Source organism: Sedimentitalea arenosa, assembly GCF_016428585.1.
Lineage (GTDB): Bacteria > Pseudomonadota > Alphaproteobacteria > Rhodobacterales > Rhodobacteraceae > Sedimentitalea > Sedimentitalea arenosa.
The window spans coordinates 187,832-214,426 of the sequence record NZ_JAELVR010000005.1; the positions used below are offsets into that span (position 1 = coordinate 187,832).

Here is a 26,595-nt window from a genome sequence, read left to right on the forward strand (position 1 = left end):
ACCAAGAAACGATCGATACGCATTGCCACAGGAGCCATCCGGCCCAAAGACCATGGGTGTTCCCGGACGGGAAACTGTTACCCCATTAAATTGAAAGGAAAAACCATGAAAAAAGCCTTCGCTGTATGTGCCGTCCTCGCTGTCTTGGCAGGATGTGCCGAAGAACAAGTCTACACGACCGAAGCTGATGTCTCCCAAGCGAATCTGGCGACAGAATGCCCAGTGGATGTGTCGGAAGCGGACCGCGCCAATTACCCGGGGTGCCTCTGAATGACCTGAAGCGTCGAGCGGGCACTTGGGCGTGAATCGACCGGGCTCTGGTGCCGCCAAGGGCGGCGCCGGCCTGCCGTTGGATCGTTTGGATCGTCGGGGTACTGTACCTCGTGACCCTGGCGTTGCTCCTGATCGGAACCTTCGGGCACTTCGGTCAGGAGCGCGACCCCTTGGCAGGCGTGTTCCGCATGCCACTTGGCCACCCGTCGGGGCTGTGGTTCGACGGATTTTCCACACCGTCGCTTCCGTGGCTCGCGTCCCTGGTGGCGTTGCTCATTCTTGCAATCCCGACACTGCTTTGCCGCTGCTTTCACAGGGGCAATTCTTCCAATCAAAGAACCCATAGGGGAGGGTCGAATGCACTTTGACCTCGCACATGCGCTCGTCACAAGCGTTCTCATCATTCTCGTGATGATCGGCCTGCACAAGGCGGGTCTCTATGTCCCGCAGAAGGAGGGCGGCCCGAGGTGGAGTTGGCCACTGTTCTTCGGAATTGGTGTCGCGGTGTTCATCCTGAATCTGCTGTGGCCTTGAAAGCGGTCTCTTCGGGTTGAATGGACGCGCGGAACAGATTTTTGGACACCGTTCAGCGGCGACTGGTTCGATCTCGATCCAACCGCCAAGTGGGGCTCTGCGGCTTTTGCAAAATCTGAAGAAACCGGCTTCGGAGTCGGAAACGGGGCCGCGGCTGGCGCGACCCCGTCCGCTTGATCGTCCCGGTTATGGGGATGGACGAGACGTATCAAAGACCCGGCCGGAACGTGGATCAATACACGCCCGGACCGGTACCGGCAGAGCCGGAATGCAGGTCAGAGAGCCTTGAAATCACAAGGGTTCTTTTCCCGGTGTTCCCTGGCTAAAGCCACCACTCACGGAACGGTTACACTTTGCGATGTAACGGCGCCGTGTAAAAGTAATGTATTCCTTACCTTAGGTAATCCAGGTTGAAGAACAGCCTGTAAAAATCTGAAAACAATATATTTACCCTTCCATGACGAACATCTGATTGTGCAACGCCGCCTTCAGAACCGCCTGCGCCGTGGTTTCCACCGACAGCGACTCGCGGGCCAGCCGCAGATGCTTTTCGACCGTCGCCGCCGTCAGGCCCATCAGGATCGCGATGTCCTGGGTCGTCTTGCCGTCGCCCACCCACTCGAGCGCCTCGCGCTGCCGCTTGGTCAGGCTCCGGTTCGGCGGGCTGTAGGGCAGGGTCAGGATCTTCAGATGAGCCACGTTGTTCATCAGGTGGATATCGTCGCCATGGTCGGCCCACACCCGATCGATTTCCTCCTGTGACATCCCGGCACGCGCCGCCAGCGAGATCGCGCCCTTGGACCGAGGCGAGACCGAGTTGAAGCTGATCGTGTAGCCCGCCGTCACCTTGTGCGTCAGGTTGAACTGCACGACCTTGATCTGCTGCGGCGTCAGCGTGCCGAGGTCGAACTTTTCATAGATCTGCCGCCAACTGCCCGCGCCCTCGTTCTCCAGCGCCCATCTCAGCATCGGCGCGTGAAAATACAGACCGTTGTGAAGGAATCCGTCGATATACTCGGCACTGTGGTTGGTCAGGATCGTGAAGTCGTCCGGATCGCCCAAGGAGGTTTCGGTGCGAAACCGGGTAAAGCCGTAGATCAGCCGGTCAAAACCGAACTGGTCCATCTGCGCCGTATGAGCCGGCCATAGTTCCTCGAGGCTCTGGGCGTTGGCTACGAAGTGCAGGTATTCGCGAAGTTCCATGCGCTCATCCCCCGTTGAGATGTGCGTTCAGAGCGTCCAGCGCGAGAATGTATCCGGTTGCACCGAACCCGCAGATTTGACCCAATGCGACGCGGGACAGATAGGACCGGTGACGGAATTCTTCGCGCGCGTGGATGTTGGACAGATGGACCTCGACGGTCGGCAGTTCCACCGAGGCCACCGCATCCATGATCGCGATCGAACTGTGCGTGTAGGCCCCCGCGTTGATGACCAGCCCGGCCTGCACGCCCTTGGCCGCGTGAATCGCGTCGATCAGCGCGCCTTCGTGGTTGGATTGCAGAAAACCGACGTCAAGCCCGATGCGGTTGCCATGGGCACGGCAATCCTCTTCGATCATCGCGAGGGTGGTCGCGCCATAGACGTCGGGCTGGCGCGTCCCCAGAAGGTTCAGGTTTGGTCCGTTGAGGACGAGAATACCGGTCATCTGTGCGTTTTCCTTTGAATGCATCGGTCTTACGCAGCAAGAACCCGGTCTGTAAAGCGTGCAGAGCGGCGATTTCCCGTGTCTCTCAGCCCTCGGGGTCGGCAAACACGGCGAGACCGAGCCATTGCGCCACCAGCGCCGGCGTCTCCTGTCCCTCGATTTCGATGGTCAGCGTGTTCTCGCGCAACAACTCGCGGTCGTTGCGCTTGCGGACCGAGGCCAGCACGAAACGCCCGCGCAGCCGCGACCCGGCCCGCACGGGCGACAAAAACCGCAGCTTTTCAAATCCGTAATTGATTCCCATCACCTGCCCGGGCAGCATGGAAAAGCAATCATATGCAAAGCGGCTGGCAAGCGACAGGGTCAGGAACCCATGCGCGATGGTGCCGCCGAACGGCGTTTCGGCGGCGGCGCGCTTGGGATCGACATGGATCCACTGATCGTCGTGGGTGGTTTCGGCGAATTGGTCGATCATCGCCTGATCGACGGTGATCCAGTTCGAGACACCGACCTCGGTTCCGACCAGGGCTTCGGTCTTGGCGAGCGCCTCATCGATAGCGGCCATGGCGTTTTCCTTTCGTTGAGAACAAGTTACGGGTCGGGGCCGACGCGCACCATGCGCTTGCCCTTGTTGTCGCCCGAAAGCAGGCCGATCAGGGCCGACGGTGCGTTTTCAAGTCCCTCGACGATGTCTTCGAAGACCTTGATCTGACCGTTTTCGACCCATGTGCGCAACGCCCTGAGGGCAGTGGCGTCCTCGCGGGCGAAATCCATCACGATGAAGCCTTCCATGCGGAGGCGCTTGACCACGACCAGACCGGGCAGGTTGCGCGGGCCTGTCGGTGCAGCGGTGTCATACTGGCTGATCGCGCCGCAGCACACCACGCGCCCGCGTTCGTTCATCAGAAACAGGGCAGTTTCCAGTACCGCTCCACCGACATTGTCGAAATACACATCGACGCCGTCAGGGCAGGCGGCCTTGAGCGCCTTGAACATCTTGGGGTCGCGGTAATCGACACAGGCGTCAAATCCCAGCGTGTCGACGACCCAGGCGCATTTCTCGGGCCCTCCCGCAACGCCCACGACCCGGCAGCCGAGCGCCTTGGCGATCTGGCCCACATAGCCGCCGACCGATCCGGCAGCGGCCGAAACCAGCACGGTTTCGCCCGCCATCGGGCGCCCGACCCCGACCAGCCCGTGAAAGGCGGTCTTGCCCGCGATGCCATAGACCGACATCAGGTTTGACAGGGGACGCATGTCGGGCAATTTCTGTGCCTTCTGGGCGGGGCAGGTGGTGTAGTCGGCCCAGATTGCCTCGGCCGCGACGATATCGCCCTTCGACAGCCGCGGACTGCGCGACTCCATGACTTCGTAGATCGCGTAGGTTGGCATCGGGTCGCCTGCGTTGACGGCATCCCGATAGGTCGCGCCCTTCATCCAGCTTCTGTTCGCCGCGTCGATTGACATGAGGATGGTGCGCAACAGCACCTCGCCATCGGACGGCGCGGGCATGTCGCCTTCCTGCATCGAGAAATGCTCGGGCGTCAGCGCGTCCGAGGGCAGTTCGGCGACAACGATCGTTCTGTTCTTCATCGGTTCATCCCTTTCATCGGCCCCTGAAGACCGGCTTGCGTTTCTCAAGGAACGCCTCGGCGGCGTTGCGGTGATCTTCGGTCAGCATGCTGCGGATCATGCGGTCGGCCTCGTTTCGCAGCGCGCTGCGGAAATCCATCGAGCCGGCCCGGTTGATGTTGTCCTTCATGTAACGCAACGCGATCGGCGCGCCGGCGGCCAGTTCCGCCGCCAGGGCTAGCGCGTCGTCGCGCTCAGAGCCGTCCGGCGTGACCCGGTTGACTAGGCCAAGCTCCAGCGCCTCGCTTGCCGGGACGCGCCGGCCGGTGAAATAGATCTCCTTGGCGCGCGCCGGGCCGATCAGCTGCGACAGCAGCCAGCTGCCGCCGAAATCGCCCGACAAGCCAATGGCGGCGAAGGCCGGAACCAGCATCGCGCTGTCGCACGCCACGCGCAGATCGCAGGCCAGGGCCAGCGACAGGCCCGCTCCGGCGGCGGGTCCGGGCAGGCAGGCGATGGTCGGTTTGGGAAACTCGTACAGCCGCAGCGCGATCGCCTCCTGCGCCTCCTGAAGACGTTGGATCATCGCCTCGGAGTCGGGTCTTGCCGTTCCGCCCGAAAGCGTCGCGCCCATCCCCCCGACATCGCCGCCCGCGCATAAGGCACCACCGGCGCCGGTCAAAACCAGAACGCGCACGTCCGTGTCCTGCTCTGTGGCATCCAGAATCCTCCGCAGCGCCTGCGTCATTGGCTCGCTCAACGCGTTGCGCTTGGCGGGATTGGCCAGCGTGATCAGCGCCACGTGCTCGCTGACCTCGCAGGAGAGATGGTCGGTGCCGGTATCGAGCTTGCGCGTTGTCATGACAGGGTCTTTGCGGCTAGAGGGACGGGGATGCAGTGACCGAGAGCGAGACCCGCATGACCCGTGAATACCATCAGACCCGGTTCAGCCCGCCGCCGGGCGCCGCCGATCTGCTGCTCATCCGTCACGGACGGACCGAGGCAGCGCGACCGGGCGAGAGTTTTCCGCTGAAAGACGGGCATGGTGATCCGGCGCTGCATCCCGAGGGCGAAGCGCAGGCAGTCGCCGTGGCCGAGCGGCTGAAATCCGATCCGATCGCGGCGATCTACGTCACCACCTTGCGGCGCACGCACCAGACGGCCGCACCGCTGGCGGCGCATCTCGGACTCACGCCGCGGGTCGAACCCGATCTGCGTGAAGTGCACCTGGGTGATTGGGATGGCGGGCTCTACCGGATCAAATCGGCCGAAAACGCGCCGGAGTTCCAGCGCGCGCGTACGCTCCAGGAATGGGGCGAAATCCCGAATGCCGAGACCACGGCGGCGCTGCATGCCCGCGTTCATGCCGGCCTGATGCGCATCGCCGCGGTGCATCGGGACGAGCGCGTTGCGGTCGTGGTGCATGGCGGTGTGGTCGGCGCGGCGTTGGCGCTGGCGAGCGGCGCGCAGCCGTTTGCCTTTCTCGGCGCCGCGAATGGCAGCATCAGCCGGCTCGTCATTCATGGCGAACGGATGATCGTTCAGGGATTCAACGACTGCGCGCATCTGGATTGAGATCAATCCGTCGTCAGGACGACTTTGCCCATCACCTTGCGATCCTGCATCAGGGTCAGCGCCTCGGCGGCTTGGGCCAGAGGGAAACGCGCGCTGATCTGCGGCTTGATCTTGCCCTCGGCATAGAGCGCGAAAAGCTCCGAGACGTTCTGCGCGTGGCCTTTGGGGTCGCGCATGGTCGACGCGCCCCAGAACACACCGACGATCTGGCTGCCCTTTAGCAGCGTCAGGTTGAGGGGAATCTTGGGGATGCCCGCCGGGAAGCCGACCACAAGGAACCGACCCTCCCATGCCAGGGCGCGGATCGCCGGTTCGGCGTATTCTCCGCCAACGGCGTCATAGACGACATCGACTCCGTCCGGCCCGGCCAATTTCTTGATTTCAGCCGATAACGCCTTCTGGGCGTCGCGGTCCAGTTCGCGCGGATAGACGATGGTTTCGTCCGCGCCGAGCGACTTGCAGAACGTCGCCTTTTCGTCACTCGAGACCGCGGCGATGACCTTTGCGCCCGCCGCTTTGCCCAACTCGATCGCCGCCGCGCCGACACCGCCGGCAGCGCCCAGAATCAGCAGCGACTCGCCCTGTTTCAGATGGGCGCGGTCCTTCAACGCGTGGTGCGACGTGCCGTAGGTAAAGATGAAGGCCGCTGCATCTTCGTAGGGCATCGCGTCGGGGATCGGGATCACCCGGCCCGCGTCGATCGTCAGATGCGTCGCAAAGCCGCCGAATCCGGACAACGCAAGCACGCGGTCGCCCACGGAAAGACCGCTCACGCCCTCGCCAACGGCATCGATCTCGCCTGCGACCTCGCCCCCGGGGGCGAAGGGGCGCGGCGGTTTCACCTGGTAGAGATCACGGATCATCAGAGTATCGGGAAAATTCACCCCGGCAGCGCGCACGCGGATGCGCACCTCGCCCTTGCGGGGGGCAGGGTCCGGCAGATCGGTCAGTTCGAGTGTCTCGGGTCCTCCCGGTGCCGTGCTCAGCATCGCTTTCATGCGGTGTCTCCCTGTTTGCAGCGCAACGCCTTGTCGCGGCGTGTCGGCCAGACTGTCCCGTTGCAAATGAGTGTTGTCAATCGAAATTCGAAATGCAATTCTGCACAGCGGAACAGACGTCAGCATGGTGGGGAGGAGCATTGTGCGGCAAATGAAACGGCCCGCAGCGGTTCGGGCGTCCCCATACCATGCGTGCCCGACAGGGTCTGACGCATGGATCAGACCTGCAAAGACCAGACATGGTGCGACCGGTACACCCGGCGCGCCCACACCACGCCGACCGGGCTACCGGCGGCCAGAGGAGACCACATGACACCCGAAACGCTTTTTTCCCTGCATGGCAAGACCGCGCTCGTGACCGGCGGCGCAACGGGAATCGGCCGGATGGCTGCCGAAGCGCTGATGAGGGCCGGTGCGCGGGTTCTGATCGCGTCGCGCAAGGGGGATGCCTGTGCCGCCGTCGCGGACGAGTTGAACGCGTTGGGCGCGGCCGGCAGCGTCGAGGGGTTTGCGGGCGACGTGGGCACCGAGGCGGGTGTCGACGCCCTGGTGGCCGAGGTGAAGACCCGGACGGAAGCCCTTGATATCCTGATGAACAACGCGGGGCGAACCTGGGGTGCGCCGTTGGGTCAGTTCCCGTTCGAGGCCTGGGAAAAGGTCATGTCGGTAAATGTCAGCGGCCTGTTCCACCTGACCCAGCAATTGCTGCCCATGCTGATCGCCTCGGGCAGTGTCGATGATCCGGCGCGGGTGGTGAACGTTGGTTCGGTCATGGGCGAGGTGCCGATGGGCGATGGCGCCTACAGCTATTCGGCCTCCAAGGCGGCGGTGCTGCATCTCAGCAAGATCCTCGCCAAGGAGTTGGCAGGGCACCACATCACGGTCAACTCACTGGCGCCGGGCCCCTTCGTGTCGAAGATGACCGCCTTCGCCACCGCAGACGAAGGCATGCGTGAGAAGGTCGGCAGCGACGTGCCGTTGGGCCGCGTCGGGCGGGACGAGGATATCGCGGGCTGCATGTTGTTCCTTTGCGGGCGCGGTGGGGCCTATGTGACCGGGGCCGTGATCCCTGTCAGCGGCGGCATCAACGTGATGAGCGGTCAGAACATTTTCGAAAAAGCAATGCAGTAGCGGAAGGACTTGAGCCGATGACGATCCGGTTTGACGGGCGTGTTGCGCTTGTGACGGGGGCGGGAACCGGGCTGGGCCGGTCCCATGCCTTGGGGCTGGCCGAGCGCGGCGCCAAGGTTGTGGTCAATGACCTCGGTGTGACGCCGGATGGGCAGACCGCGTCCTCGGACGCGGCGCTCGCAGTGGTCGACGAAATCCGCGCCATGGGCGGCGAGGCCATGGCGCATGGGGCCGACGTGGCCGATGCCGAGGGCGTCGCCGACATGGTCGCCAAGGTGATGGCCGAGTGGGGCCGCATCGACATTCTGATCAACAACGCCGGCATCCTGCGCGACAAGACCTTTGCCAAGATGACGCTCGACGATTTCCGCAAGGTGGTCGAGGTGCACCTGATGGGCACGGCCACCTGCTGCCATGCATGCTGGCCGATCATGCGTGAGCAGACGTATGGCCGTATCGTTCTGACGACCTCGGCGTCTGGTCTGTACGGCAATTTCGGGCAGTCCAACTACGGCGCGGCCAAGGCGGCGATGGCGGGGCTGATGAACGTGCTCCATCTGGAGGGCGCGCGCGATGACATCCGGGTCAACACGCTGGCGCCGACCGCGGCAACCCGCATGACCGAGAACCTCATACCGGCGGACGCACTGGCTTTGCTGGCGCCCGAAACGATCACTCCAGGCGTGCTCTACCTCGTCAGCGAGGATGCGCCGAGCCGGGTGATCCTTGGGGCGGGCGCAGGCAGTTTCGCGCTGACCAGGATCTACGAGACACCGGGCATCACTTTGGGGTCCGAAGAGAACACGCCCGACACCATAGCCGAGCGGTTCGACGAGATCGCCGACCCCGAGGGGCAGCAGGAATTGCAGAATGCCTTTGAACAGACACAGAAATACGTCCGCAACGCCGCAAGGGCGCGCGGGCTGAACCTCAACTGGGGCGAATAAGCCCGCAAGAAGGAGATCGCCATGCGCGACGCCGTCATCGTTTCCACCGCTCGAACCCCCATCGGCAAGGCCTATCGCGGGGCGTTCAACGCCACGACGCCCCAGGCGCTGGCCGCACATGCCATCACCCACGCGGTCGAGCGCGCCGGGATCGATCCCGCCGAGATCAGCGACTGCGTGATCGGGGCCGCGTTGCAACAGGGCCATTCGGGCGGCAACATCGCGCGCCAGGCCGCGATCCGCGCGGGACTGCCGGTCACCGTGGCCGGCATGTCGCTCGACCGTCAATGCGCCTCGGGCATGATGGCCATCGCAACCGCTGCCAAGCAGGTATTGACCGATGGCATGGACGTGGTGATCGGTGGCGGCGTGGAGAGCATCTCGATGGTGCAGACGCCCGAGATGCGGATGGCTGCCGACCCCTGGTTGAAGCAGAACAAGCCAGACATCTACATGACCATGCTGGAAACCGCCGAAACCGTGGCAGCGCGCTACGGGATCAGCCGCGAGGCGCAGGACGCCTACGCGTTGCAATCCCAGCAGCGCACCGCCGCCGGGCAGGACGCCGGTCGCTTTGATGCCGAAATCGTGCCGATGAGCACGGTGATGAAGGTTCAGGACCGCGAGACCAAGGAGATCAGCGATCACGACGTGACGCTTGAGAAGGACGAGGGTAACCGGCCCGGCACGACGCTGGAAAACCTTCAGGCGCTGCAACCGGTGTTCAAGAACGGCATGTCCATCGCCGAGGGGCAGTTCATCACCGCGGGCAATGCCAGCCAACTGTCCGACGGTGCCTCTGCCGCCGTGGTGATGGAGGCCAAGCTTGCCGAACAGCGCGGACTGGAACCGCTGGGGCGCTATGTCGGGGTCATGGCGGCCGGCTGCGAGCCGGACGAGATGGGCATCGGTCCAGTCTTCGCGGTGCCCAAGTTGCTGGCTGCGCATGGGCTTACGGTGGACGACATCGGACTCTGGGAATTGAACGAGGCTTTCGCGGTTCAGGTGCTGTATTGCCGTGACAAGCTGGGCATTCCGGACGAATTGCTGAACGTCGACGGCGGCGCGATCTCCATTGGTCACCCCTATGGCATGTCGGGTGCGCGCATGGTCGGCCATGCGCTGATCGAGGGCAAGCGGCGCGGCGCGAAATACGTGGTCTGCACCATGTGTGTCGGCGGCGGCATGGGGGCGGCGGGCCTCTTCGAGGTTCTTTGATGACGGTCTGGTCGCGCGACGACAGCCATCTGCCCGCGGCCCTGAGGGGGCTGCGCCTGCCGATGGTCGCGGCCCCGCTGTTCATCATCTCGGTGCCCGAACTCGTGATTGCCCAGTGCAAGGCTGGCATCGTCGGGTCCTTCCCGGCGTTGAACGCGCGTGAGGGCGAGGGCGAACACCCGTTACTCGACACCTGGCTCACGCAGATCACAGAGGAACTCGACCGCCACAACCAGGCCAATCCCGACCGGCCGGCAGCGCCATTTGCGGTCAACCAGATCGTGCACCGCTCAAACGTCCGGCTGGATCGCGACCTCGAGATCTGTGTCCGTCACAAGGTGCCGATCTGGATCACCTCCCTGGGCGCACGGGTCGAGGTGAACGAGGCGGCCCATTCCTGCGGCGGGATCGTCCTGCACGACATCATCAACAACACCTTCGCCAAGAAGGCGATCGACAAGGGCGCCGACGGGCTGGTGGCGGTGGCTGCGGGCGCGGGGGGACATGCGGGGGCGCAGTCGCCCTTTGCCCTTGTGCGCGAGATCCGGCAGTGGTTCGACGGTCCGCTACTGCTGTCCGGTGCGATCGCGACCGGTGCGGCCTTGCTGGCCGCCCGCGCGGCGGGGGCCGATTTCGGCTATGTCGGCTCGCCTTTCATCGCGACCCACGAAGCCAACGCGCAACCCGGCTACAAGCAGATGATCGTCGAGAGCGGAGCCGAGGATATCGTGACCTCCTCGCTCTTCACCGGCGTGTCGGGCAATTACCTGAAGCCCTCGATCACGGCCGCGGGACTCGACCCGGACGACCTGCCGTCGGCCGATGCCTCGTCGATGAATTTCGGGTCGGGCTCTTCCAAACCCAAGGCCTGGAAAGAAATCTGGGGCGCGGGCCAGGGGATCGGCGCGGTGGATGAGCTGACCGACACCGCCAGCTTCGTGGCACGTATCGAGTCCGAATACCTTGCCGCCGGTCGATCGCTGGCCGCGGAATTCACGGGCTGACAATGGCGGAACTTCTGGTCATCCGGCACGCACAGGCCAGCTTCGGCGCAGACGACTACGACAAGCTGTCCGAGCTCGGCCACCGGCAGTCCGAGCTGGTCGGGCAGGCCTTGCGCGATGCAGGCTGGGTTCCCGACCGGCTGGTCACGGGCACCCTGAAGCGGCAGCAGGAAACTCTGTCCTCGATGGGGTTTGCCGGGCGGCCCGACACGCATCCCGGGCTGAACGAATACGATTTTCATGACCTGTTGAACGTGCGGTTCGCCGGCAAGGTGCCCGATCCCGTGCGCAGTGACAGAAAGACTCACTTCCGCACCCTGCGCGAGACCATCCTGGACTGGCAGGCCGGGGGGCTGGAGGGCGCGCGGGAGAGCTGGCGCATGTTCGTCGACCGTGTCGACGCCGCGCGCCGCTACGCCACGAAGACCGACGCGCGCCGGGTGCTGGTGATCAGCTCCGGAGGCCCGATCGGGCAACTGGTCGCCTTCAGCATGGGCGCGCCGGCGTCGCAGATGATCGCGCTCAACCTGCAGGTCAAGAACACATCGCTGACGCGGTTTTTCTTCTCGTCGTCCTCGTTTTTTCTGCATGAGTTCAACACGACGCCGCATTTCGCCACGCAGGAGCGGGCGCAACTTCTGACCTACAGCTGAGGGGACCGGCCATGACCAACACCGCCCAATCGCTCGATCTGGATGCCGTCGGCGCCTATCTGTCCGAGCACCTGCCGGGGTTCAAGGGCCCGTTGAGCTGCAAGAAATTCGAAGGCGGCCAGTCCAATCCGACCTTTCTTCTGATGACGCCCGAGACGAACTACGTGCTGCGACGCAAGCCGCCCGGCACGTTGCTGAAATCGGCCCATGCGGTCGACCGCGAGTTTCGCGTGCAGAAGGCGCTGGCCGATACCGACGTGCCGGTGGCGCGAATGCACTTGCTCTGCGAGGACGACAGCGTGATCGGCTCGATGTTCTACATCATGGAGCATGTCGATGGACGCAATTTCAACGATCCGACCATGCCCGACCTGACCCGCGACGACCGTGCGGCGGTGATCGACGACATGAACCGCGTGCTTGCTGCGCTGCACAGTGTCGATATCGACGCGGTCGGGCTGTCCGACTACGGGCCACCGGGCAACTATTTCGAGCGCCAGGTCGCACGCTGGTCCAAGCAATATCGCGCTTCCGAGACCCAGGAAATTCCGGCGATGAACGCGCTGATGGACGCGCTGGTTGAGAAAATGCCGCCGGATGACGGGCAACGTACGCTGGTCCATGGCGACTACCGGATCGACAACATGATCTTCGAGGCCGATGGAACCCGCTGCCTGGCCGTTCTCGATTGGGAATTGTCGACCATCGGTCATCCCTTCGCGGACCTAGCTTCGGTCATCATGCAATGGCAGATGCCCTCCGGTCGCGAGGGGCGCGGGCTGGCCGGGGTCGACCGGTCTGAACTCGGCCTGCCAAGCGACGAGGAGTTCATCGCGCGTTACTGCGAGCGACGTGGGATGCCGGGAATCGACGGGTTCGGCTTCTACCTGTCTTTCTGCTTCTTCCGGATGGCGGCGATCATCCAGGGCGTCCTGAAGCGTGCGCTGGACGGCAACGCGAGCAACCCGGAACGGGCGATGAAGGTCGGGCAATACGTGCCGGTCTTCGCCGATCATGGGCTCAAGGCCTTGAAGGGCCTCTAGGGGCAGGGCGAAGCGGGAACGCTAAAGGGGGGAACGGGATGTCGGAGCAGGATTTCAAGGTCGACCAGGACGACGCAAAGGATCGGAACTTCATCACCGCTCTGGCGCGAGGACTTGACGTTCTGCGCTGTTTCCGTCCCGGTGAGACAGAACTGACCAACACGGATATTTCCGAACGGACCGGCCTGCCAAAACCGACGGTGTCGCGCCTGACGCATACGCTCTGCGTTCTCGACTACCTTGTTCTTGACCCCAGCACGGGCATGTATCGTCTCGGAGCGGGGGTGCTTCAGCTGGGCTACGGGGTGCTGTCCTCGCTCGAAATGAATGATCGCGCGATTGCCGAGATGCGGGCGTTGCGGGACGGGCCGAATTCCTACATCACCGTCGCACTGGCCGAACGGCATCGGCTCGACGCGGTCTATGTTGCGGTCCAGCGTTCGCGCGAGAACGTGTCGCTGAGCGTCCATGTCGGTTCGCGCCTGCCGCTCTTCTTCTCGGCGATCGGGCGCGCAATCCTTGTCGGCCTACCCGAGGAAGACCGGGCCGCAGCATTCGAACTCGCCCGTCAGGAAGACCCTGATCAGGAGGAGCAGAGGCAGGCCAGCTATGCGCGCGCTGCCACGGAATATGCCGAGCGCGGCTACTGCACCGGGTATGGAGACTGGCGGTCGGACGTCAACGGTATCGCGGTTCCGGTGTTCTCTATTTCGGGCAGTCGCGTCTTCGGCCTGAACGTCGGCGGACCCTCGTTTCACGTCAAGAAGAAGCAACTCGAGGGGCATTACGCCCGTGAGTTGCTGAGAGTTGCGAAAACGCTGAACAGCCGGACCTAGAGCCGGCTTGATGCGCCGGGAATCACTTTCCAGCAGCGGAACCCAATTTCGCACAGTGAAACTCCCTGCCGGCCGAGACGGTGTGCGCAACCCAGTACATTGTGCCGGAAATGACGTTGGGTCATCCGTGCAGACCACATCGCCCCTCGATGCGCTCTCGGGTCGGAAAAATTGGTCCGGCCAATGGGACTTGCATACAGAACTCCGAAACCACCTTGAAGAAAATCTAACGCAATCAAAGACCTATTTTGGGTTCCTGAAGTGTTTGTAACTGCTGAACCGGGCGCGCAGTGAGCGGAGGGCGTGAAAACTGAAGTCAATCCCTCAGCGGCTCTTACACTCGCCCAAATTCACATGCGGGACGAGACGCCGGAAAGCTTGACTTTGACGGTCGTTATGCAAACCTTCCCGACAAGCTCGGTGCAAAGATATGCGCAAAGGCATGTCGTGCTGAGCGTTAGGGAGGAAACCACATGCGAAATACGACCAAGCTGGGCGTCAGCACGGCGCTGGCTCTCATCATCGGCGCCACTTCGGCCTTCGCCGAGGACATCAAGATCGCCTTCATCGACCCGTTGTCGGGGCCGTTCGCCGCGACCGGCACCAACGGCTTGCACCAGTTCCAGTTCGCCGCCGACAAGCTGGTGAACGAGAAGGGCGGTGTTCTTGACGGGCAGACGTTCGAAGTGATCGGCTTCGACAACAAGATCAGCCCCAAGGAATCGCTGATCCAGCTGCAGGTCGCCATCGACCAGGGCATTCGCTATGTCGTGCAGGGCAACAGCTCGGGCGTGGCCAACGCGCTGACCGAGGCCATCGACAAGCACAACCGCCGCAACCCGGAAAGCCGAGTGCTGTTCCTGAATTACGCGGCCGTCGACCCGGCGCTGACCAACGACAAATGCAACTTCTGGCACTTCCGTTTCGACGCCAATGCCGACATCAAGATGGACGCGCTGACCGACGTGATCGCGGCGAACGAGGACATCAAGAAGGTCTATGTCATCGGGCAGGATTATTCCTTCGGCAAGGCCGTCGCCGCGGCGGCAGAAGCCAACCTGGCCGAAAAGCGGTCGGATATCGAGATCGTCGGCAACGAGCTTCACCCGATCGGCAAGGTCAAGGACTTCACCCCCTATGCTCGCAAGGTCGTTTCCTCCGAGGCTGATGCCGTGATCACCGGCAACTGGGGGGCGGACATGCTCGGCCTCGGCAAGTCGATCATCGAGAACGGCTTTACCGGCCCGATCTACACCTACTACGCGGCCGGGAGCGGCATCACCGCGGCCTTTGGCGAAGGCGGCAAGGGAACGATCCGGCTGATCAGCGAAGGCCAGATCAACCCGCCGGCATCGGACGAGTCGACCGCCTATTACGAAGCGTTCAAGGCAAAGTATCCGGACGGCAACATCGACCAATCCCGTATCGCCAACACGATCGGAATGCTGGCGCAAGCGATCCAGGAAGCCGGGACCGCGACGGATGTCGTGGCGGTGGCGACCGCGCTCGAAGGCATGGAGTACGACAGCATGTGGGGCAGCAAGATCTACATGCGCCCGCAGGATCACCAGGCGATCCAGAACATGCACATCGCCGTGCACACGGACGAGGGCGTGACCTTCGACTATGACAACTCGGGCTTTGGCGTCGTGACCGAAACCACGGTCGAGATGGCCGGGATGGACAGCCCGACCACTTGCGAGATGCAGCGCCCCTGAGGCTTGCTCTGATCCGCTCCGGTGCCTGATACGGGCCGGAGCGGGTTCTCGCATCACTTCCTTGCGACCGACTGGAGGGCCCGATGGAGCTCGTACTCGTCAATCTGATCGACGGGCTGGTGACCGGACTGCTGCTGTTCATGCTGTCCGCCGGCCTGACCCTGATTTTCTCGATGATGGGTGTGCTGAACTTCGCCCATGCCAGCTTTTACATGCTGGGCGCCTATTTCGCCTACCAGATCAGCCTCGGACTGGGATTCTGGATGGGCCTTCTGCTTGCGCCACTGATCGTCGGTGTCATGGGGGCCGGGGTCGAACGCTATGGTCTGCGACGGGTTCACCAATACGGACATGTGCCCGAACTGATCTTCACCTTCGGTCTTGCGCTGCTGATCGAGGAACTGGTGCAGTTCATCTGGGGCAAGAACCAGATGCCCTATGACATCCCCGAGGTTCTGAACTTCACGGCCTTCGCCATCGCCGGCAACTCGATACCCGCCTACAAGATCTTCATGATCTTCATCTCGATCAGTATCTTCATCGGGCTGCTCTATATCCTGACGAAAACCCGTGTCGGCATGATCATCCAGGCCGCGCTCAGCTATCCGCGGACGGTCGAGTCGCTGGGACACAACGTGCCGCTGATCTTCATGGGCGTGTTCGGGGTCGGCACCGCGCTGGCCGGCGTCGCGGGTGTCATCGCCGGGCCAGTGCTGGGCACGTTCCCGGGCATGGCCTTCGTTCTTGGTTCCATCGTTTTCGTGACCATCGTGATCGGCGGGCTCGGCTCGCTCTGGGGGGCGCTGGTGGCGTCCCTTCTGATCGGATGGATCACGACCTTCGCCAAGTCCTACAACGTGCGGATGGAGGACATCCTCAACGGCATCGGCATCGTCACGCCCAGCGATCTCGAAGACAACATCTTCCGTGACCTGTGGACCCTGACCAGCCCGCAGATCGCCGATATCCTGCCCTATATCCTGATGGTGCTGATCCTCATATTCCGCCCCTATGGCCTGTTCGGAAAGCGTGACGCATGAGTGAACAAGACCAGATAACCACCGATCCGACCAAGCCCGCGCAGCGGATGCGCGCGGGATCGATGACGCTGAGCCTCACGCCGTGGCTGGTTTCGGGGTTCGTGCTGCTGATCCTGCCGCTCGTTTTCACCAACAATTCTGCGATCACCATCATGAACCAGATGGCGATCACGATCGTCTTCGCGCTCGCCTACAACATGCTGTTGGGCCAGGGCGGAATGCTGTCCTTCGGCCACGCGGTCTATGCCGGGGTCGGCGGCTTCGGATGCATGCATATCATGAACGCCTCCGACTTCTTCTCGACCTTGCCGCTGCCGCTGCTGCCGGTCTTCGGCGGCTTGTTCGGCATGGCGCTGGCGATGATCGTTGGGAGTTTCTCGACCCGTAGCGCCGGCACCGTCTTCGCCATGATCAGCCTCGGCGTCGGCGAATTGATCGCGGCCTGTTCGATCATCATCGTGGCCTTCTTCGGTGGCGAGGAAGGCATTTCCGGCGACCGGACCTATGGCCTGCCGTTCTTTGGCGTCGAGTTCCTGAAGCAGATCGAGGTCTACTACCTGATCGCGGGCTGGTTGATGATCTCGGCGGCGCTGATGTACCTGTTTTCGCGCACGCCCATCGGCCGCATGGCCAACGCTGTGCGCGACAACCCGGAGCGGGCCGAGTTCCTCGGCTATTCCGCGCGCTGGGTGCGCTTCTACAGCTTCATCTTCTCGGGCTTCTTCGCCGGGGTCGCGGGGGCGCTGTTTGCGATCAACTACGAGATTCTGACCGAAGAGAACCTGAACACCGCGTCCTCGGGCGTGATCCTTCTGGTGACCTTCCTCGGAGGGGTCGGCTTCTTCTTCGGCCCGATCATCGGGGCGATCGCCTTCACGCTGCTGCAGACCGTGCTCAGCCTCCAGACGGAACTCTGGGCCTTCTATGCCGGGGTTCTCTTCGTCGCGACGGTGATGTTCTTTCCCGGCGGTCTGGCGGGGCTCATCATGATGCATGTGCCGGCGTTCAAGTTCGGCAAGGCGCGCTTGCTTCTGATGCCTTACCTCAAGACGCTGTTGCCCGCCGTGATCGGAATTCTCGGGCTTTCGGCGCTGGTCGAAATGACCTTTCATGTCCGCCACGCGGCTACCGGCGAGAACGAGATGACTCTCTTCTGGACAACGTTCGACAGCCATTCTTTCCTGCCCTGGATCATTGCGCTGGTGGTAACGGCGGTCGCTTTCTGGGTGACGCGGCGCAACACGCCGGAGATGGTCGAAGCCTGGCACAAGGCCAATACCTTCCCGGGAGGCGGCGCATGAACGCGATAACCGACACCACACCGGCGCTGGCCATCGAGGACCTGCGCAAGAGCTTCGGCAAGGCCGAGATCATCCGCGGCGTGAACCTGAGGATCGGCAAGGGCGAACGCCATGCCGTGATCGGTCCCAACGGGGCAGGGAAGTCCACACTGTTCAACCTGATCACCGGTCGCTTTCCGCCCACCTCGGGCAAGGTCAGCCTGCATGGCAAGAATCTTGCAGGGATGGCCCCGTTCCAGATCAACCGCATGGGGCTGAGCCGATCCTTCCAGATCACCAACATCTTCCCCAAGATGACCGTGTTCGAGAATGTCCGCTGTTCGCTGCTCTGGTCCAAGGGGTACAGGTATTCCTTCTGGAACCTCGTCAGCAAGTCGCGCGATCTGACCGAATCCGCCGACGCGATCCTCGACCAGATCAACCTCTTGAACCGGCGCGACCTGCCCGCCGGCGTTTTGTCCTATGCCGAGCAGCGTGCACTGGAGATCGGGATCACCATAGCGGGCGGTGCCGATCTCATCATGCTCGACGAACCGACAGCGGGGATGAGCCACTCGGAAACCGACTATATCGTCGATCTCATCCGCAAGGTTACCGAGGACAAGACGCTGATCATGGTGGAACATGACATGGGTGTGGTCTTTGGACTGGCCGATTACATTTCGGTCCTCGTCTACGGCGAAATCATCGCGACCGGTCGCCCCGAAGAGGTGAGGGCGAATCCCAAGGTGCAGGAAGCCTATCTCGGGGCTGCGTTGGAGGCAGAGCATTAAATGCTGGAAGTTCAGGACATGCATGCCTTCTACGGCAAGTCGCACATCCTTCAGGGCGTGAACATGAACATCCAGGAGGGCGAGATCGTCGCGCTGCTGGGGCGCAATGGGGTCGGGCGGTCGACCACCTGCAAGGCGATCATGGGCGAGGTTCCGCCCGAAGGCGTCGTGCGCTTCAAGGGGCACGACATCGCCGGCAAGAAGGCTTTCGAGATCGCGAACCTTGGCGTGGGCTACGTGCCCGAGAACCGTGATATTTTTCCCGGGCTTACCACGCGGCAGAACCTGATCCTGGGTCTGAAGCCGGGCCAGAAGGATGGGACCGGGCGCTGGTCGATGGAGGATATGTTCGATCTTTTCGAAAACCTTCGCAACCGCGCCGATGTCGAAGCGTCGGTTCTGTCAGGCGGCGAACAACAGATGCTGACCATGTGCCGGACACTTATGGGCGATCCTGATTTCATCATGATCGACGAGCCGACCGAGGGCCTTTCACCACAAATGACGCAGAAGGTCGCCGAGCTTTTGCAGGAGATCGCCCGGCGCGGTATCGCGACCCTTCTCGTCGAACAAAAGCTTTCGATCGCCATGGACATTGCCCACCGGGTCTACGTGATGGGCCATGGGCAGGTCGTGTTCGAAGGCACGCCGGCCGAGTTGCGTGGCCGCGAAGACGTGCGCAAGGAATGGCTCGAGGTCTGAGCGGCGGCAATTCGCGTCTTTGTGGTTGTGAACGGGCGCGGTTCCTAAAATAGTGAATGCGCCGGCAGCGATGCGACACAACAGGCGATGACCGGGCAGGAGACGAGATGACAGCCAGCGCTTTGATACGCAGGGAGCACGCCGACGGCGTCGTGGAGCTCTGCCTGAACCGGGCGCCCGTCAACGCGTTGAGTGCGGACTTTCTGATGGACCTGGCGGCAACCGTGGACGATCTCGCCGGCGATGACTCCACCCGTGCGATTGTATTGACAAGCGATTTCAAGGTTTTTTCAGCCGGTCTTGACCTGAAAGAGGCGCAAGGCTTCGATCTCGGCGCGCAGCACGATATCGTCGAGGGGCTCAACGAGGGGTTTCTCAGCCTTTATGCCTGCCCGAAGCCCGTTATCGTCGCGGTCAACGGCGCCGCCATTGCGGGCGGGCTGTTCTTCGTTTTGGCCAGCGACCTCCGGTTGGCGAGCCCTGCAGCGCGGTTCGGGCTGGCCGAGGTGCGGGTCGGCGCCGACTTCCCGGTCGGCCCGCTCGAGATTGCCCGCGCGACCCTGACGGCGGATGCCGCACGCAATCTCATGCTGACCGGCCTGCCGATCGATGCGCAGCGGGCCCATGCGCTCGGCATCATCGACGAACTGGTCGAACCCGACGCGCTGCGCGAGCGCGCGTTGCACCGTGCAGCAGATCTCGCGGGACTGCCGCCAGGAACGTTTGCAAGTGTCAAGTCGCAACTGCGGGGCGACGTGATCGACACCATGCGCAGCGCGATGGACGCCGGCGGCAACGCGCCCGAAGACGGGTGGTTCACGGCCGAAACCGTGCCGGCCATGAAGCGGATGATCGGGGGCTGACAGGAGCGCGCGGCGTACGGCAAGACCATGGAAGGACAGGACAAGATGAAAGAGGCGCGCCCGGAAACCATGGGGCTCGACCCTGACCGGCTGGAACGGATCGAAACCTGGATGGACCGCTATGTTCAGGACCGCAAGTTCGCAGGGTCTTCGCTGTTGATCGCGCGGGACGGCAAGGAAGTCTGGTTCAACGCCACCGGCCTGCGCAATGTCGAAGACGGCTTGCCGTTCGAGCGCGACACGGTGGCGCGGATCTATTCGATGACCAAGCCGATCACCTCGGTCGCGGTGATGATGCTCGTCGAACGGGGGCTGTTCACGCTCGACACGCCGGTTTCGGCCCTGCTGCCTGTCTTTTCCAAGATGTCTGCTCTGATACCAGGTGCCGAGCGCATCGACCAGGCGGAACGCTGCGCCACGCCAACGATCCACCAGCTTCTGACCCACACCAGCGGGCTCAGCTATCCGTTCAATCCCGGCGTGTTGCCGCGCGAGATGGACGAGCGAAAGATCATCTTCGGTCCCCGTCAGGGGCGGCTGGCGGACATGGTCGATCAGGTTGCCGAACTGCCATTGGCGTTCAAGCCCGGAAAGCGGTGGGAGTATTCCGTCGCCATCGACATCCTCGGACGCGTGGTCGAGGTGGTCTCGGGCCAGGATCTCGACAGCTTTTTCCGCGACCATATCCTAGGCCCGTTGGGAATGAGCCAGACGGGGTTTTCCGTGCCAGAGGGCACAGGTGACAGGTTTGCTTCGCTCTACACGCCTGTGGCGGGCAATGCGATGGATCTGAACGCCGCGCGTGAGGGCGGCGAGACCCTGCGACTGACCGATCGGCACGGCGCGTCTCCCTTCGAGGCGGCGACGCTCTATTCCGGTGGTGGCGGGTTGGTCGGCACCATCGACGATTACATGGCCTTCGTCGAAATGCTGCGCCGGGGCGGGATTTGTGAGAACGCCCGCATCCTCGGCCCGGCCACCGTCGACTTCATGCTGCACAACCATCTTCACGGCGACATCGCCTCGATGGGCCCGCAGAGTTTCGCGGAACAGCCGATGGACGGCATGGGCTTCGGCCTCGGCGGCGCGGTGGTGCTGGACCCGGCGCGCGCAAGATGTCCGGGCAGTGTCGGAGACTTCAGTTGGGGTGGCATGGCGTCGACCTTCTTCTGGCTCGATCGTGCGCAGGACATGTCGGTCGTCTTCTTTACGCAGCTGTCGCCCTCCAGCTCCTATCCCGCACGGGCCGAGTTGAAGGCGCTGGTACAGGCGGCGCTTGTGCCATGAGTGACGCGCGCCCTGTTCTCTGGACCCCGACCCGCGAGCAGGCCGACGCCACTCGCATGGCTGCCTTCACCCGTTGGCTAAAGGACAAGAAGGGTCTGGAGTTCGCCAATTTCAACGCGCTCTGGACGTGGAGTACCACGGAGATCGAGGACTTCTGGTCAGCGATCGTCGAATACTTCGACATCCGGTTCAGCACGCCGCCCGAATGCGTCCTGAAAGAGCGTGTCATGCCGGGAGCCGAATGGTTTCCCGGTGCGCGGTTGAACTTTGCCGAGCATATGCTTCGACAGGCAGAAAAGACTCCGGACGCGACGGCGCTCATCGTGCAGTCCGAAACCTTCGGGACCAGCGAGTTGAGCTGGCGCGAATTGTCCGACCGGGTGACCAGTGTCGCTGCGCATCTGAAGCGGCTGGGCGTCGAGCAGGGAGACCGGGTCGTCGCGATCCTGCCCAACACCGAAACCGCGCTTATCGCCTGTCTCGCCACGGCCAGCATCGGTGCGATCTGGTCGCTCTGCGCGCCCGACATGGGGCACGTCGCGATCCTCGACCGGTTCCGCCAGATCGAGCCCAAGCTGCTGATCGTGCAGGACGGCTATGTCCACGCGGGCAAGACCATCGACAAGCGCGCGGTGGTCGATACGATCCGCGCGGGTTTGCCGAGCCTCACGGCCACGATCCTAGTGCCGTTTGTCGCCACTGAAACCGGCGACATGCTGCGCTGGTCCGATCTCCTGTCGGACAAGGCCGCCCCTGACTTTGTTCAGGTGCCGTTCGATCAGCCGCTCTGGATCGTCTATTCCTCGGGCACCACGGGGAGCCCCAAACCCATCGTGCAAGGTCACGGAGGCGTCCTGCTGGAAGGCGTCAAGCAATCCCTGCATCAGGACCTGTCTTTCGAGGATCGCTTCTGCTGGCTGACCTCGTCGGGATGGATCATGTGGAACGCCCAGATGGTTGCGCTGGGGCAGGGGGCCACAGTTGCGATGTTCGACGGAGCGCCGAACCACCCGGACATGATGGCCGTCTGGCGTTTCGTTTCCGATCACCGCCTGACCTTCTTCGGCGCGGGCGCGGCCTTCGTCACCGCCTGCGTCAAGGCAGGCATCCGGCCGCGCGACGCTCTCGATTTGGGCGCCTTGAGGGCGATCGGTGTCACCGGATCCCCCCTGACGGCGGATGGCTATGACTGGGTCTATGACGCGGTCAAGCGCGACGTCTGGCTCGCGCCGTTCTCGGGCGGAACCGATTTCTGCGGTGCCTTCGTCGGCGGCAATCCGATGCTTCCTGTCCGCGCTGGTGAAATGCAGTGTCGCTTTCTCGGAAACGCGGTGCGGGCTTTTGATGATGAGGGTCGGGAACTCGTCGGCGAGGTCGGCGAACTGGTCTGCACCGAACCGCTGCCCTCCATGCCGCTCTACTTCTGGGGCGACAGGGATGGGCAGCGCCTGCATGACAGCTATTTCGACGCCTATCCCGGCGTCTGGCGCCACGGCGACTGGATAGAGATCACGCCCGAGGGGGGCGCGGTGATCTATGGCCGCTCGGATGCCACGATCAACCGCCGGGGCCTTCGGCTCGGCAGCGCCGAGATCTACCAGGCTGTCGAGTCCCTGCCAGAAGTGCTGGATTCGCTGGTGGTTGACTTGGAATACCTTGGACAGGCCAGCTTCATGCCGCTCTTCGTCGTGCTGGCGCCTGATCAGGAACTGACTGACAACATCCGAGACAGGATCCGCGAGTCGATCCGCTCAACGGTCTCGGCTAGGTTTCTGCCGGACGAGATCGTCCGAATCCGCGAGGTGCCGCGCACCCTGTCGGGCAAGAAGCTGGAGGTTCCGGTCAAGAAGATCCTGCTGGGCCACGATACGGCGCAGGTCGTCAACCGGGATTCCATGGCCAACCCTGATAGTCTAGACGATATCGTCCCCTATGCCGCTGCACGCGCGGCCAAGCCGAAAGACAGTTGAATGAACGACGCAGCCAGGGAACTGCTCGACCTGCTGGATATCGAAACACTCGAAGTGGACCTGTTTCGGGGCAGCGGGGCAGGGGGCGAAACGACGACTCGCATCTTCGGTGGTCAGGTCATCGCGCAGGCGCTCGCAGCCGCCTACAAGACCGTGCCCGATCGGCTGTGCCATTCGCTTCATGCCTATTTCATCCGGCCCGGCGATCCCAGCATCCCGGTGATCTACAGCGTCGATCGAGCGCGCGACGGCGGCAGCTTCACGACCCGGCGTGTGGTCGCGATCCAGCACGGGCGGCAGATCCTCAACATGTCTGCCTCTTTCCACGTGGCCGAGGATGGCTGGAACTATCAGCACCCGATGCCCGAGGTCGAAGGCCCCGACGGGCTCGCCAACCGGGCGGAGTTGCGCGACCGCGATGCCGACCGTGTGCCTGAAGCCTTCCGCGCCGAGTTTCTGCGACCGCGCCCGATCGAGATCCGCGAGGTCGCACCGCGCGATCTGTTCGAGCCCGTTCCGGTGAGCGACGAGAACCACCTCTGGTTCCGGATGCCCGATGCGGCAGGCACCAGCCCGCAGATGCAGCACATCCTGCTGGCCTATGCCTCGGACATGAACCTGCTTGGCTCGTCCCTGCGGCCCCACGGTCTCACCTGGTTCAAGCGCCAGGTAATGAGCGCGAGCCTTGATCACGCGATGTGGTTCCACGCGCCGATCCGTTTCGAGGAATGGCACCTTTACACGATGGACGCGCCGTTCACCGGCGGCGCGCGCGGGTTCAATCGCGGTGCGATCTATCATCAGGACGGCACGCGCGTCGCAAGCGTCGCGCAGGAGGGATTGCTGCGACCGCTGCGCAAGTCCGCCACATGAGCGTCGGACGCTATCCAAACTGGGTTCCGGGCATCGAGCTGCGCGAGGAGTGGTTGGCGCAGGTTCAGGAGGAGATCATCGATCCCTACCGCGAGATCGTCGATCCGCATCACCACCTCTGGCATCATGGTGATGCGGTCTACGAACTCGATGCGCTGGCTGCCGATACCGGCTCGGGACACAACATCGTCCAGACCGTTTATATCGAGTGTCGCTCCTACTACGATCATACGGCACCTGATCACCTGAAACCGGTCGGAGAAACCGCGCAGGTGGCCCGGCTCGCCGCCACGATCCCACCCGGCCGAGCCAGGATCGCGGGCATCGTGGCCCACGCGGATCTGCGCCGAGACGATCTCGACACGGTTCTCGACGCCCATGTCGCTGCGGGGCAGGGGTTGCTCGTCGGTATCCGTCACGCAGGCGCCCATGATCCCGATCCGGAGGCGCTGATGATCCCGGGACGCGGCGCGCCCGTCCTCTACGCTGATCCGGCCTTCCGTCGCGGTGTCGCGCGGTTGGGAGACCGGGGTCTGACCTACGACACTTGGCACTACCATCACCAGGCCGACGCCTTTCTCGCCCTGGCCCGGGCGGTGCCGGACACCACGCTGGTTCTCGACCATTTCGGCACCCCGCTCGGCGTTGGCCGCTTCAAAGGTCGGCGCGACGAAATCTTTCCGACCTGGAAGCGGGACATGGCGAAACTGGCCGAATGCCCCAACGTGGTCGCCAAGCTCGGCGGGTTCGCGATGCCGGACAATGGCTGGGACTGGGACAAGGGCACGCTGCCGCCAAGCTCGGACCAGTTGGTCGACCAGCAGGGCGCGTGGTATCGACACATGATCGCCTGTTTCGGCCCGGAGCGCTGCATGTTCGAAAGCAACTTCCCGGTCGACCGCGTGTCGATCGCCTATCCAATCCTGTGGAACGGTTTCAAGAAGATCGCGGCAAACTATGGTGGCGATGCTCAAGACCGGCTTTTCGCCGGAACCGCCCGTGCCGTTTACGGCATCTGAGCGGTTCCGCGTTTTTCCCCTCGAAAATGCCCCCGAAGTTGGAGTTGAGTCTCACCCCTAATCGGTGAAACCACCGAACCGGCGGTTGAGCTTGCGCATGCCTCCGATCCAGCGGTCATAGTTCTCGGTCTTCTTGCGCATGTAGCCCAGAACCTCGGCATGGGGCAGCACGAGGAAATTCTCCTCCCGGATGGTCTGCACGCAAGCCTCGGCGACCGGTTCGGGCTCCATCATCCCGTCGATGGCCGCCACGTGATCCTCGTGGCCCCGGGTCATCTCGGTGCGCACCGCCTGAGGGCAGAGAACCGACACCTTGATCCCGTCATCGCCGTAGGTCATCGCCAGCCACTCGGCCAACCCGACCGCCGCGTGTTTCGTGACACCGTAGGGGGCAGAGCCGACCTGGTTCAGCAATCCGGCCGCCGACGAGGTGTTGAGCAGGTAACCGCCGCCACGCGCCGTCATCCGCGGCACCAGGCAGCGCGCCGCCCAGACATGCGCCATCACGTTGATGTCCCAGATCCGCTGCCACTCATCGGTCGGCACTTCGACGCCCCCGGCGATCGAGATCCCCGCGTTCGAGCAGAACAGATCGATCGGCCCGACCTCGGTCTCGACATGGTCGATCAGGGCCTCGACTTCCGCCTCGACCCCCACGTTGACGGCGCGGGCAATCCCGTCGATCTGCTCGGCCGTCGCTTCTGCGCCCGCGAGGTCAAGGTCGGCGCAGACGATCTTCTTTGCGCTTTCCTGTGCGAAACGCAGCGCCATGGCGCGTCCGATGCCGCTGGCGGCACCGGTGATGACGATAATCCTGTCCTTCAGCTCCATTGCGCGCTCCTCATGTCCACATGTTCGAGCCGCCGCAAACGGTCAGCGCCTGCCCGGTCATGTAGCGGCTGGCATCCGACGCCAGGAATACCGCCAGCCCTTCGAAATCCTCGGGCTCGCCCAAACGCCGCAGCGGGATGTCGTTCTTGATCCGTGCCTCGACGTCCGGATTGTCCCAGAGCTCGCGCGCGAAATCGGTCTTGACCAGGCCCGGGCAGATGGCGTTGAACCTGACACCGCTCGGACCGAATTCGGCCGCGAGGTTGCGCACCAAACCGATCAAGGCCAGCTTGGACATGCCATATGTGCCAAGCATGACCGAGGGCTTGAAAGCGCCAATGGAGCTTGTGAACATGATCGAGCCGTTGCCCTTGGCGACCATGTCGGGCACGACCATCTGTGCCAGCCAGAGGTTCGATTGCACGTTGGCGGCCATGGTTTTTTCATAGGCCTCGTCGGGGATCTCCGAGGTTTTCCCGTAGTAGGGGTTAACCCCGGCGTTGCCGACGACGATATCGATGGGTCCGGCCCGTTCGCGCGCGGTGTCGACAAGCGTTTGCAACTGATCCTTGTAGCCAACGTTGCAGGCCACCGGGATCGCGCGCTCGGCGCCGACCGCCGCGTTGATACCTGCCGCAGCCGTATCGAGCTGATCCTGCTTGCGGGCCGAGATCACGACGGTGGCACCGTGTCGCGCCAACGCCGTCGCCATGTGCAATCCCATGCCCTTGGAGGCGCCGGTCAGCAGCGCCACCTTGCCTGTGAGGTCGAACAGATCGCTCATGC

At 63.2% G+C, this 26,595-nt stretch carries 28 protein-coding genes; 20 read left to right on the top strand and 8 right to left on the bottom strand.

Annotated features, from left to right (window positions below):
* Positions 1-105: 105 nt before the first annotated feature.
* Positions 106-270, top strand: coding sequence for a putative periplasmic lipoprotein (locus JF290_RS09090; RefSeq protein ID WP_199024531.1), 165 nt, complete (start codon positions 106-108; stop codon positions 268-270).
* 360 nt (positions 271-630) lie between these two features.
* Positions 631-807, top strand: coding sequence for a hypothetical protein (locus JF290_RS09095; protein ID WP_199024532.1), 177 nt, complete (start codon positions 631-633; stop codon positions 805-807).
* A 447-nt stretch (positions 808-1,254) separates the two neighbouring features.
* On the opposite strand, the gene JF290_RS09100 is transcribed toward JF290_RS09095, so the two are convergent.
* The 5 genes from JF290_RS09100 to JF290_RS09120 all read right to left on the bottom strand — a co-directional run bounded on the left by JF290_RS09100 (position 1,255) and on the right by JF290_RS09120 (position 4,889).
* Positions 1,255-2,010 (bottom strand): LuxR family transcriptional regulator, encoded by a 756-nt coding sequence (locus JF290_RS09100; RefSeq protein WP_199024533.1) that lies wholly within the window; start codon positions 2,008-2,010, stop codon positions 1,255-1,257.
* Between the two features lie 4 nt (positions 2,011-2,014).
* Complete coding sequence (aroQ, locus tag JF290_RS09105) at positions 2,015-2,455, bottom strand: type II 3-dehydroquinate dehydratase (protein WP_199024534.1); 441 nt, start codon at positions 2,453-2,455, stop codon at positions 2,015-2,017.
* 85 nt (positions 2,456-2,540) lie between these two features.
* A complete protein-coding gene (locus JF290_RS09110; protein WP_199024535.1) occupies positions 2,541-3,020 on the bottom strand; it encodes a MaoC family dehydratase in 480 nt (159 codons plus the stop codon).
* A gap of 26 nt (positions 3,021-3,046) precedes the next feature.
* On the bottom strand, positions 3,047-4,048 hold the full coding sequence (locus JF290_RS09115) for an NADP-dependent oxidoreductase (RefSeq protein WP_199024536.1): 1,002 nt from the start codon (positions 4,046-4,048) through the stop codon (positions 3,047-3,049).
* Between the two features lie 13 nt (positions 4,049-4,061).
* Positions 4,062-4,889 (bottom strand): enoyl-CoA hydratase-related protein, encoded by an 828-nt coding sequence (locus JF290_RS09120; RefSeq protein ID WP_199024537.1) that lies wholly within the window; start codon positions 4,887-4,889, stop codon positions 4,062-4,064.
* 56 nt (positions 4,890-4,945) lie between these two features.
* Between JF290_RS09120 and JF290_RS09125 the strand changes: the two genes are divergently transcribed.
* Positions 4,946-5,602, top strand: a complete 657-nt coding sequence (locus JF290_RS09125; protein WP_199024538.1) for a histidine phosphatase family protein — start codon at positions 4,946-4,948, stop codon at positions 5,600-5,602.
* A 2-nt stretch (positions 5,603-5,604) separates the two neighbouring features.
* On the opposite strand, the gene JF290_RS09130 is transcribed toward JF290_RS09125, so the two are convergent.
* Entirely contained in the window at positions 5,605-6,600 is a 996-nt protein-coding gene (locus JF290_RS09130) for an NADPH:quinone oxidoreductase family protein (RefSeq protein ID WP_199024539.1), read from the bottom strand.
* A 309-nt stretch (positions 6,601-6,909) separates the two neighbouring features.
* Here JF290_RS09130 and JF290_RS09135 point away from each other — a divergent pair, with 309 nt between their 5' ends.
* The 17 genes from JF290_RS09135 to JF290_RS09215 all read left to right on the top strand — a co-directional run bounded on the left by JF290_RS09135 (position 6,910) and on the right by JF290_RS09215 (position 24,978).
* Positions 6,910-7,731: an SDR family NAD(P)-dependent oxidoreductase gene (locus JF290_RS09135; protein WP_199024540.1), complete on the top strand. Its 822-nt coding sequence runs from the start codon at positions 6,910-6,912 to the stop codon at positions 7,729-7,731.
* A gap of 17 nt (positions 7,732-7,748) precedes the next feature.
* Positions 7,749-8,678: an SDR family NAD(P)-dependent oxidoreductase gene (locus JF290_RS09140; protein WP_199024541.1), complete on the top strand. Its 930-nt coding sequence runs from the start codon at positions 7,749-7,751 to the stop codon at positions 8,676-8,678.
* Positions 8,679-8,699: 21 nt separating this feature from the next.
* Positions 8,700-9,896, top strand: coding sequence for an acetyl-CoA C-acyltransferase (locus tag JF290_RS09145; RefSeq protein WP_199024542.1), 1,197 nt, complete (start codon positions 8,700-8,702; stop codon positions 9,894-9,896).
* Positions 9,896-10,900 carry an NAD(P)H-dependent flavin oxidoreductase gene (locus tag JF290_RS09150; protein ID WP_199024543.1) on the top strand — a complete coding sequence of 335 codons (1,005 nt, stop codon included), beginning with the start codon at positions 9,896-9,898 and terminating at the stop codon, positions 10,898-10,900. The genes JF290_RS09145 and JF290_RS09150 overlap by 1 nt, the downstream gene beginning before the upstream one ends.
* A gap of 2 nt (positions 10,901-10,902) precedes the next feature.
* Positions 10,903-11,553: a histidine phosphatase family protein gene (locus JF290_RS09155; RefSeq protein WP_199024544.1), complete on the top strand. Its 651-nt coding sequence runs from the start codon at positions 10,903-10,905 to the stop codon at positions 11,551-11,553.
* 11 nt (positions 11,554-11,564) lie between these two features.
* Entirely contained in the window at positions 11,565-12,596 is a 1,032-nt protein-coding gene (locus JF290_RS09160) for a phosphotransferase family protein (RefSeq protein WP_199024545.1), read from the top strand.
* 38 nt (positions 12,597-12,634) lie between these two features.
* Positions 12,635-13,432: an IclR family transcriptional regulator gene (locus JF290_RS09165; protein WP_199024546.1), complete on the top strand. Its 798-nt coding sequence runs from the start codon at positions 12,635-12,637 to the stop codon at positions 13,430-13,432.
* A gap of 473 nt (positions 13,433-13,905) precedes the next feature.
* Complete coding sequence (locus JF290_RS09170) at positions 13,906-15,150, top strand: branched-chain amino acid ABC transporter substrate-binding protein (RefSeq protein ID WP_199024547.1); 1,245 nt, start codon at positions 13,906-13,908, stop codon at positions 15,148-15,150.
* A gap of 83 nt (positions 15,151-15,233) precedes the next feature.
* The gene (locus JF290_RS09175; RefSeq protein ID WP_199024548.1) at positions 15,234-16,190 is read left to right on the top strand and encodes a branched-chain amino acid ABC transporter permease; all 957 of its coding nucleotides are present in this window, start codon (positions 15,234-15,236) and stop codon (positions 16,188-16,190) included.
* The gene (locus tag JF290_RS09180; RefSeq protein WP_199024549.1) at positions 16,187-17,491 is read left to right on the top strand and encodes a branched-chain amino acid ABC transporter permease; all 1,305 of its coding nucleotides are present in this window, start codon (positions 16,187-16,189) and stop codon (positions 17,489-17,491) included. Before JF290_RS09175 ends, JF290_RS09180 begins: the two co-directional genes overlap by 4 nt.
* Positions 17,488-18,264: an ABC transporter ATP-binding protein gene (locus JF290_RS09185; protein WP_199024550.1), complete on the top strand. Its 777-nt coding sequence runs from the start codon at positions 17,488-17,490 to the stop codon at positions 18,262-18,264. The genes JF290_RS09180 and JF290_RS09185 overlap by 4 nt, the downstream gene beginning before the upstream one ends.
* Positions 18,265-18,966, top strand: a complete 702-nt coding sequence (locus JF290_RS09190; protein WP_199024551.1) for an ABC transporter ATP-binding protein — start codon at positions 18,265-18,267, stop codon at positions 18,964-18,966.
* A 107-nt stretch (positions 18,967-19,073) separates the two neighbouring features.
* Positions 19,074-19,829, top strand: coding sequence for an enoyl-CoA hydratase/isomerase family protein (locus JF290_RS09195; protein ID WP_199024552.1), 756 nt, complete (start codon positions 19,074-19,076; stop codon positions 19,827-19,829).
* A gap of 69 nt (positions 19,830-19,898) precedes the next feature.
* Positions 19,899-21,116, top strand: coding sequence for a serine hydrolase domain-containing protein (locus tag JF290_RS09200; RefSeq protein ID WP_199024650.1), 1,218 nt, complete (start codon positions 19,899-19,901; stop codon positions 21,114-21,116).
* Positions 21,113-23,086 carry an acetoacetate--CoA ligase gene (locus JF290_RS09205; RefSeq protein WP_199024553.1) on the top strand — a complete coding sequence of 658 codons (1,974 nt, stop codon included), beginning with the start codon at positions 21,113-21,115 and terminating at the stop codon, positions 23,084-23,086. Before JF290_RS09200 ends, JF290_RS09205 begins: the two co-directional genes overlap by 4 nt.
* A complete protein-coding gene (locus JF290_RS09210) occupies positions 23,087-23,959 on the top strand; it encodes an acyl-CoA thioesterase (RefSeq protein WP_199024554.1) in 873 nt (290 codons plus the stop codon).
* On the top strand, positions 23,956-24,978 hold the full coding sequence (locus JF290_RS09215) for an amidohydrolase family protein (RefSeq protein WP_199024555.1): 1,023 nt from the start codon (positions 23,956-23,958) through the stop codon (positions 24,976-24,978). Before JF290_RS09210 ends, JF290_RS09215 begins: the two co-directional genes overlap by 4 nt.
* Before the next feature lie 57 nt (positions 24,979-25,035).
* Here the strand turns inward: JF290_RS09215 and JF290_RS09220 are convergent, their stop codons facing one another.
* Together JF290_RS09220 and JF290_RS09225 are read right to left on the bottom strand one after the other, a co-directional pair.
* A complete protein-coding gene (locus JF290_RS09220; protein ID WP_199024556.1) occupies positions 25,036-25,809 on the bottom strand; it encodes an SDR family oxidoreductase in 774 nt (257 codons plus the stop codon).
* A 10-nt stretch (positions 25,810-25,819) separates the two neighbouring features.
* Entirely contained in the window at positions 25,820-26,593 is a 774-nt protein-coding gene (locus JF290_RS09225; RefSeq protein ID WP_199024557.1) for an SDR family NAD(P)-dependent oxidoreductase, read from the bottom strand.
* Positions 26,594-26,595: the final 2 nt, after the last annotated feature.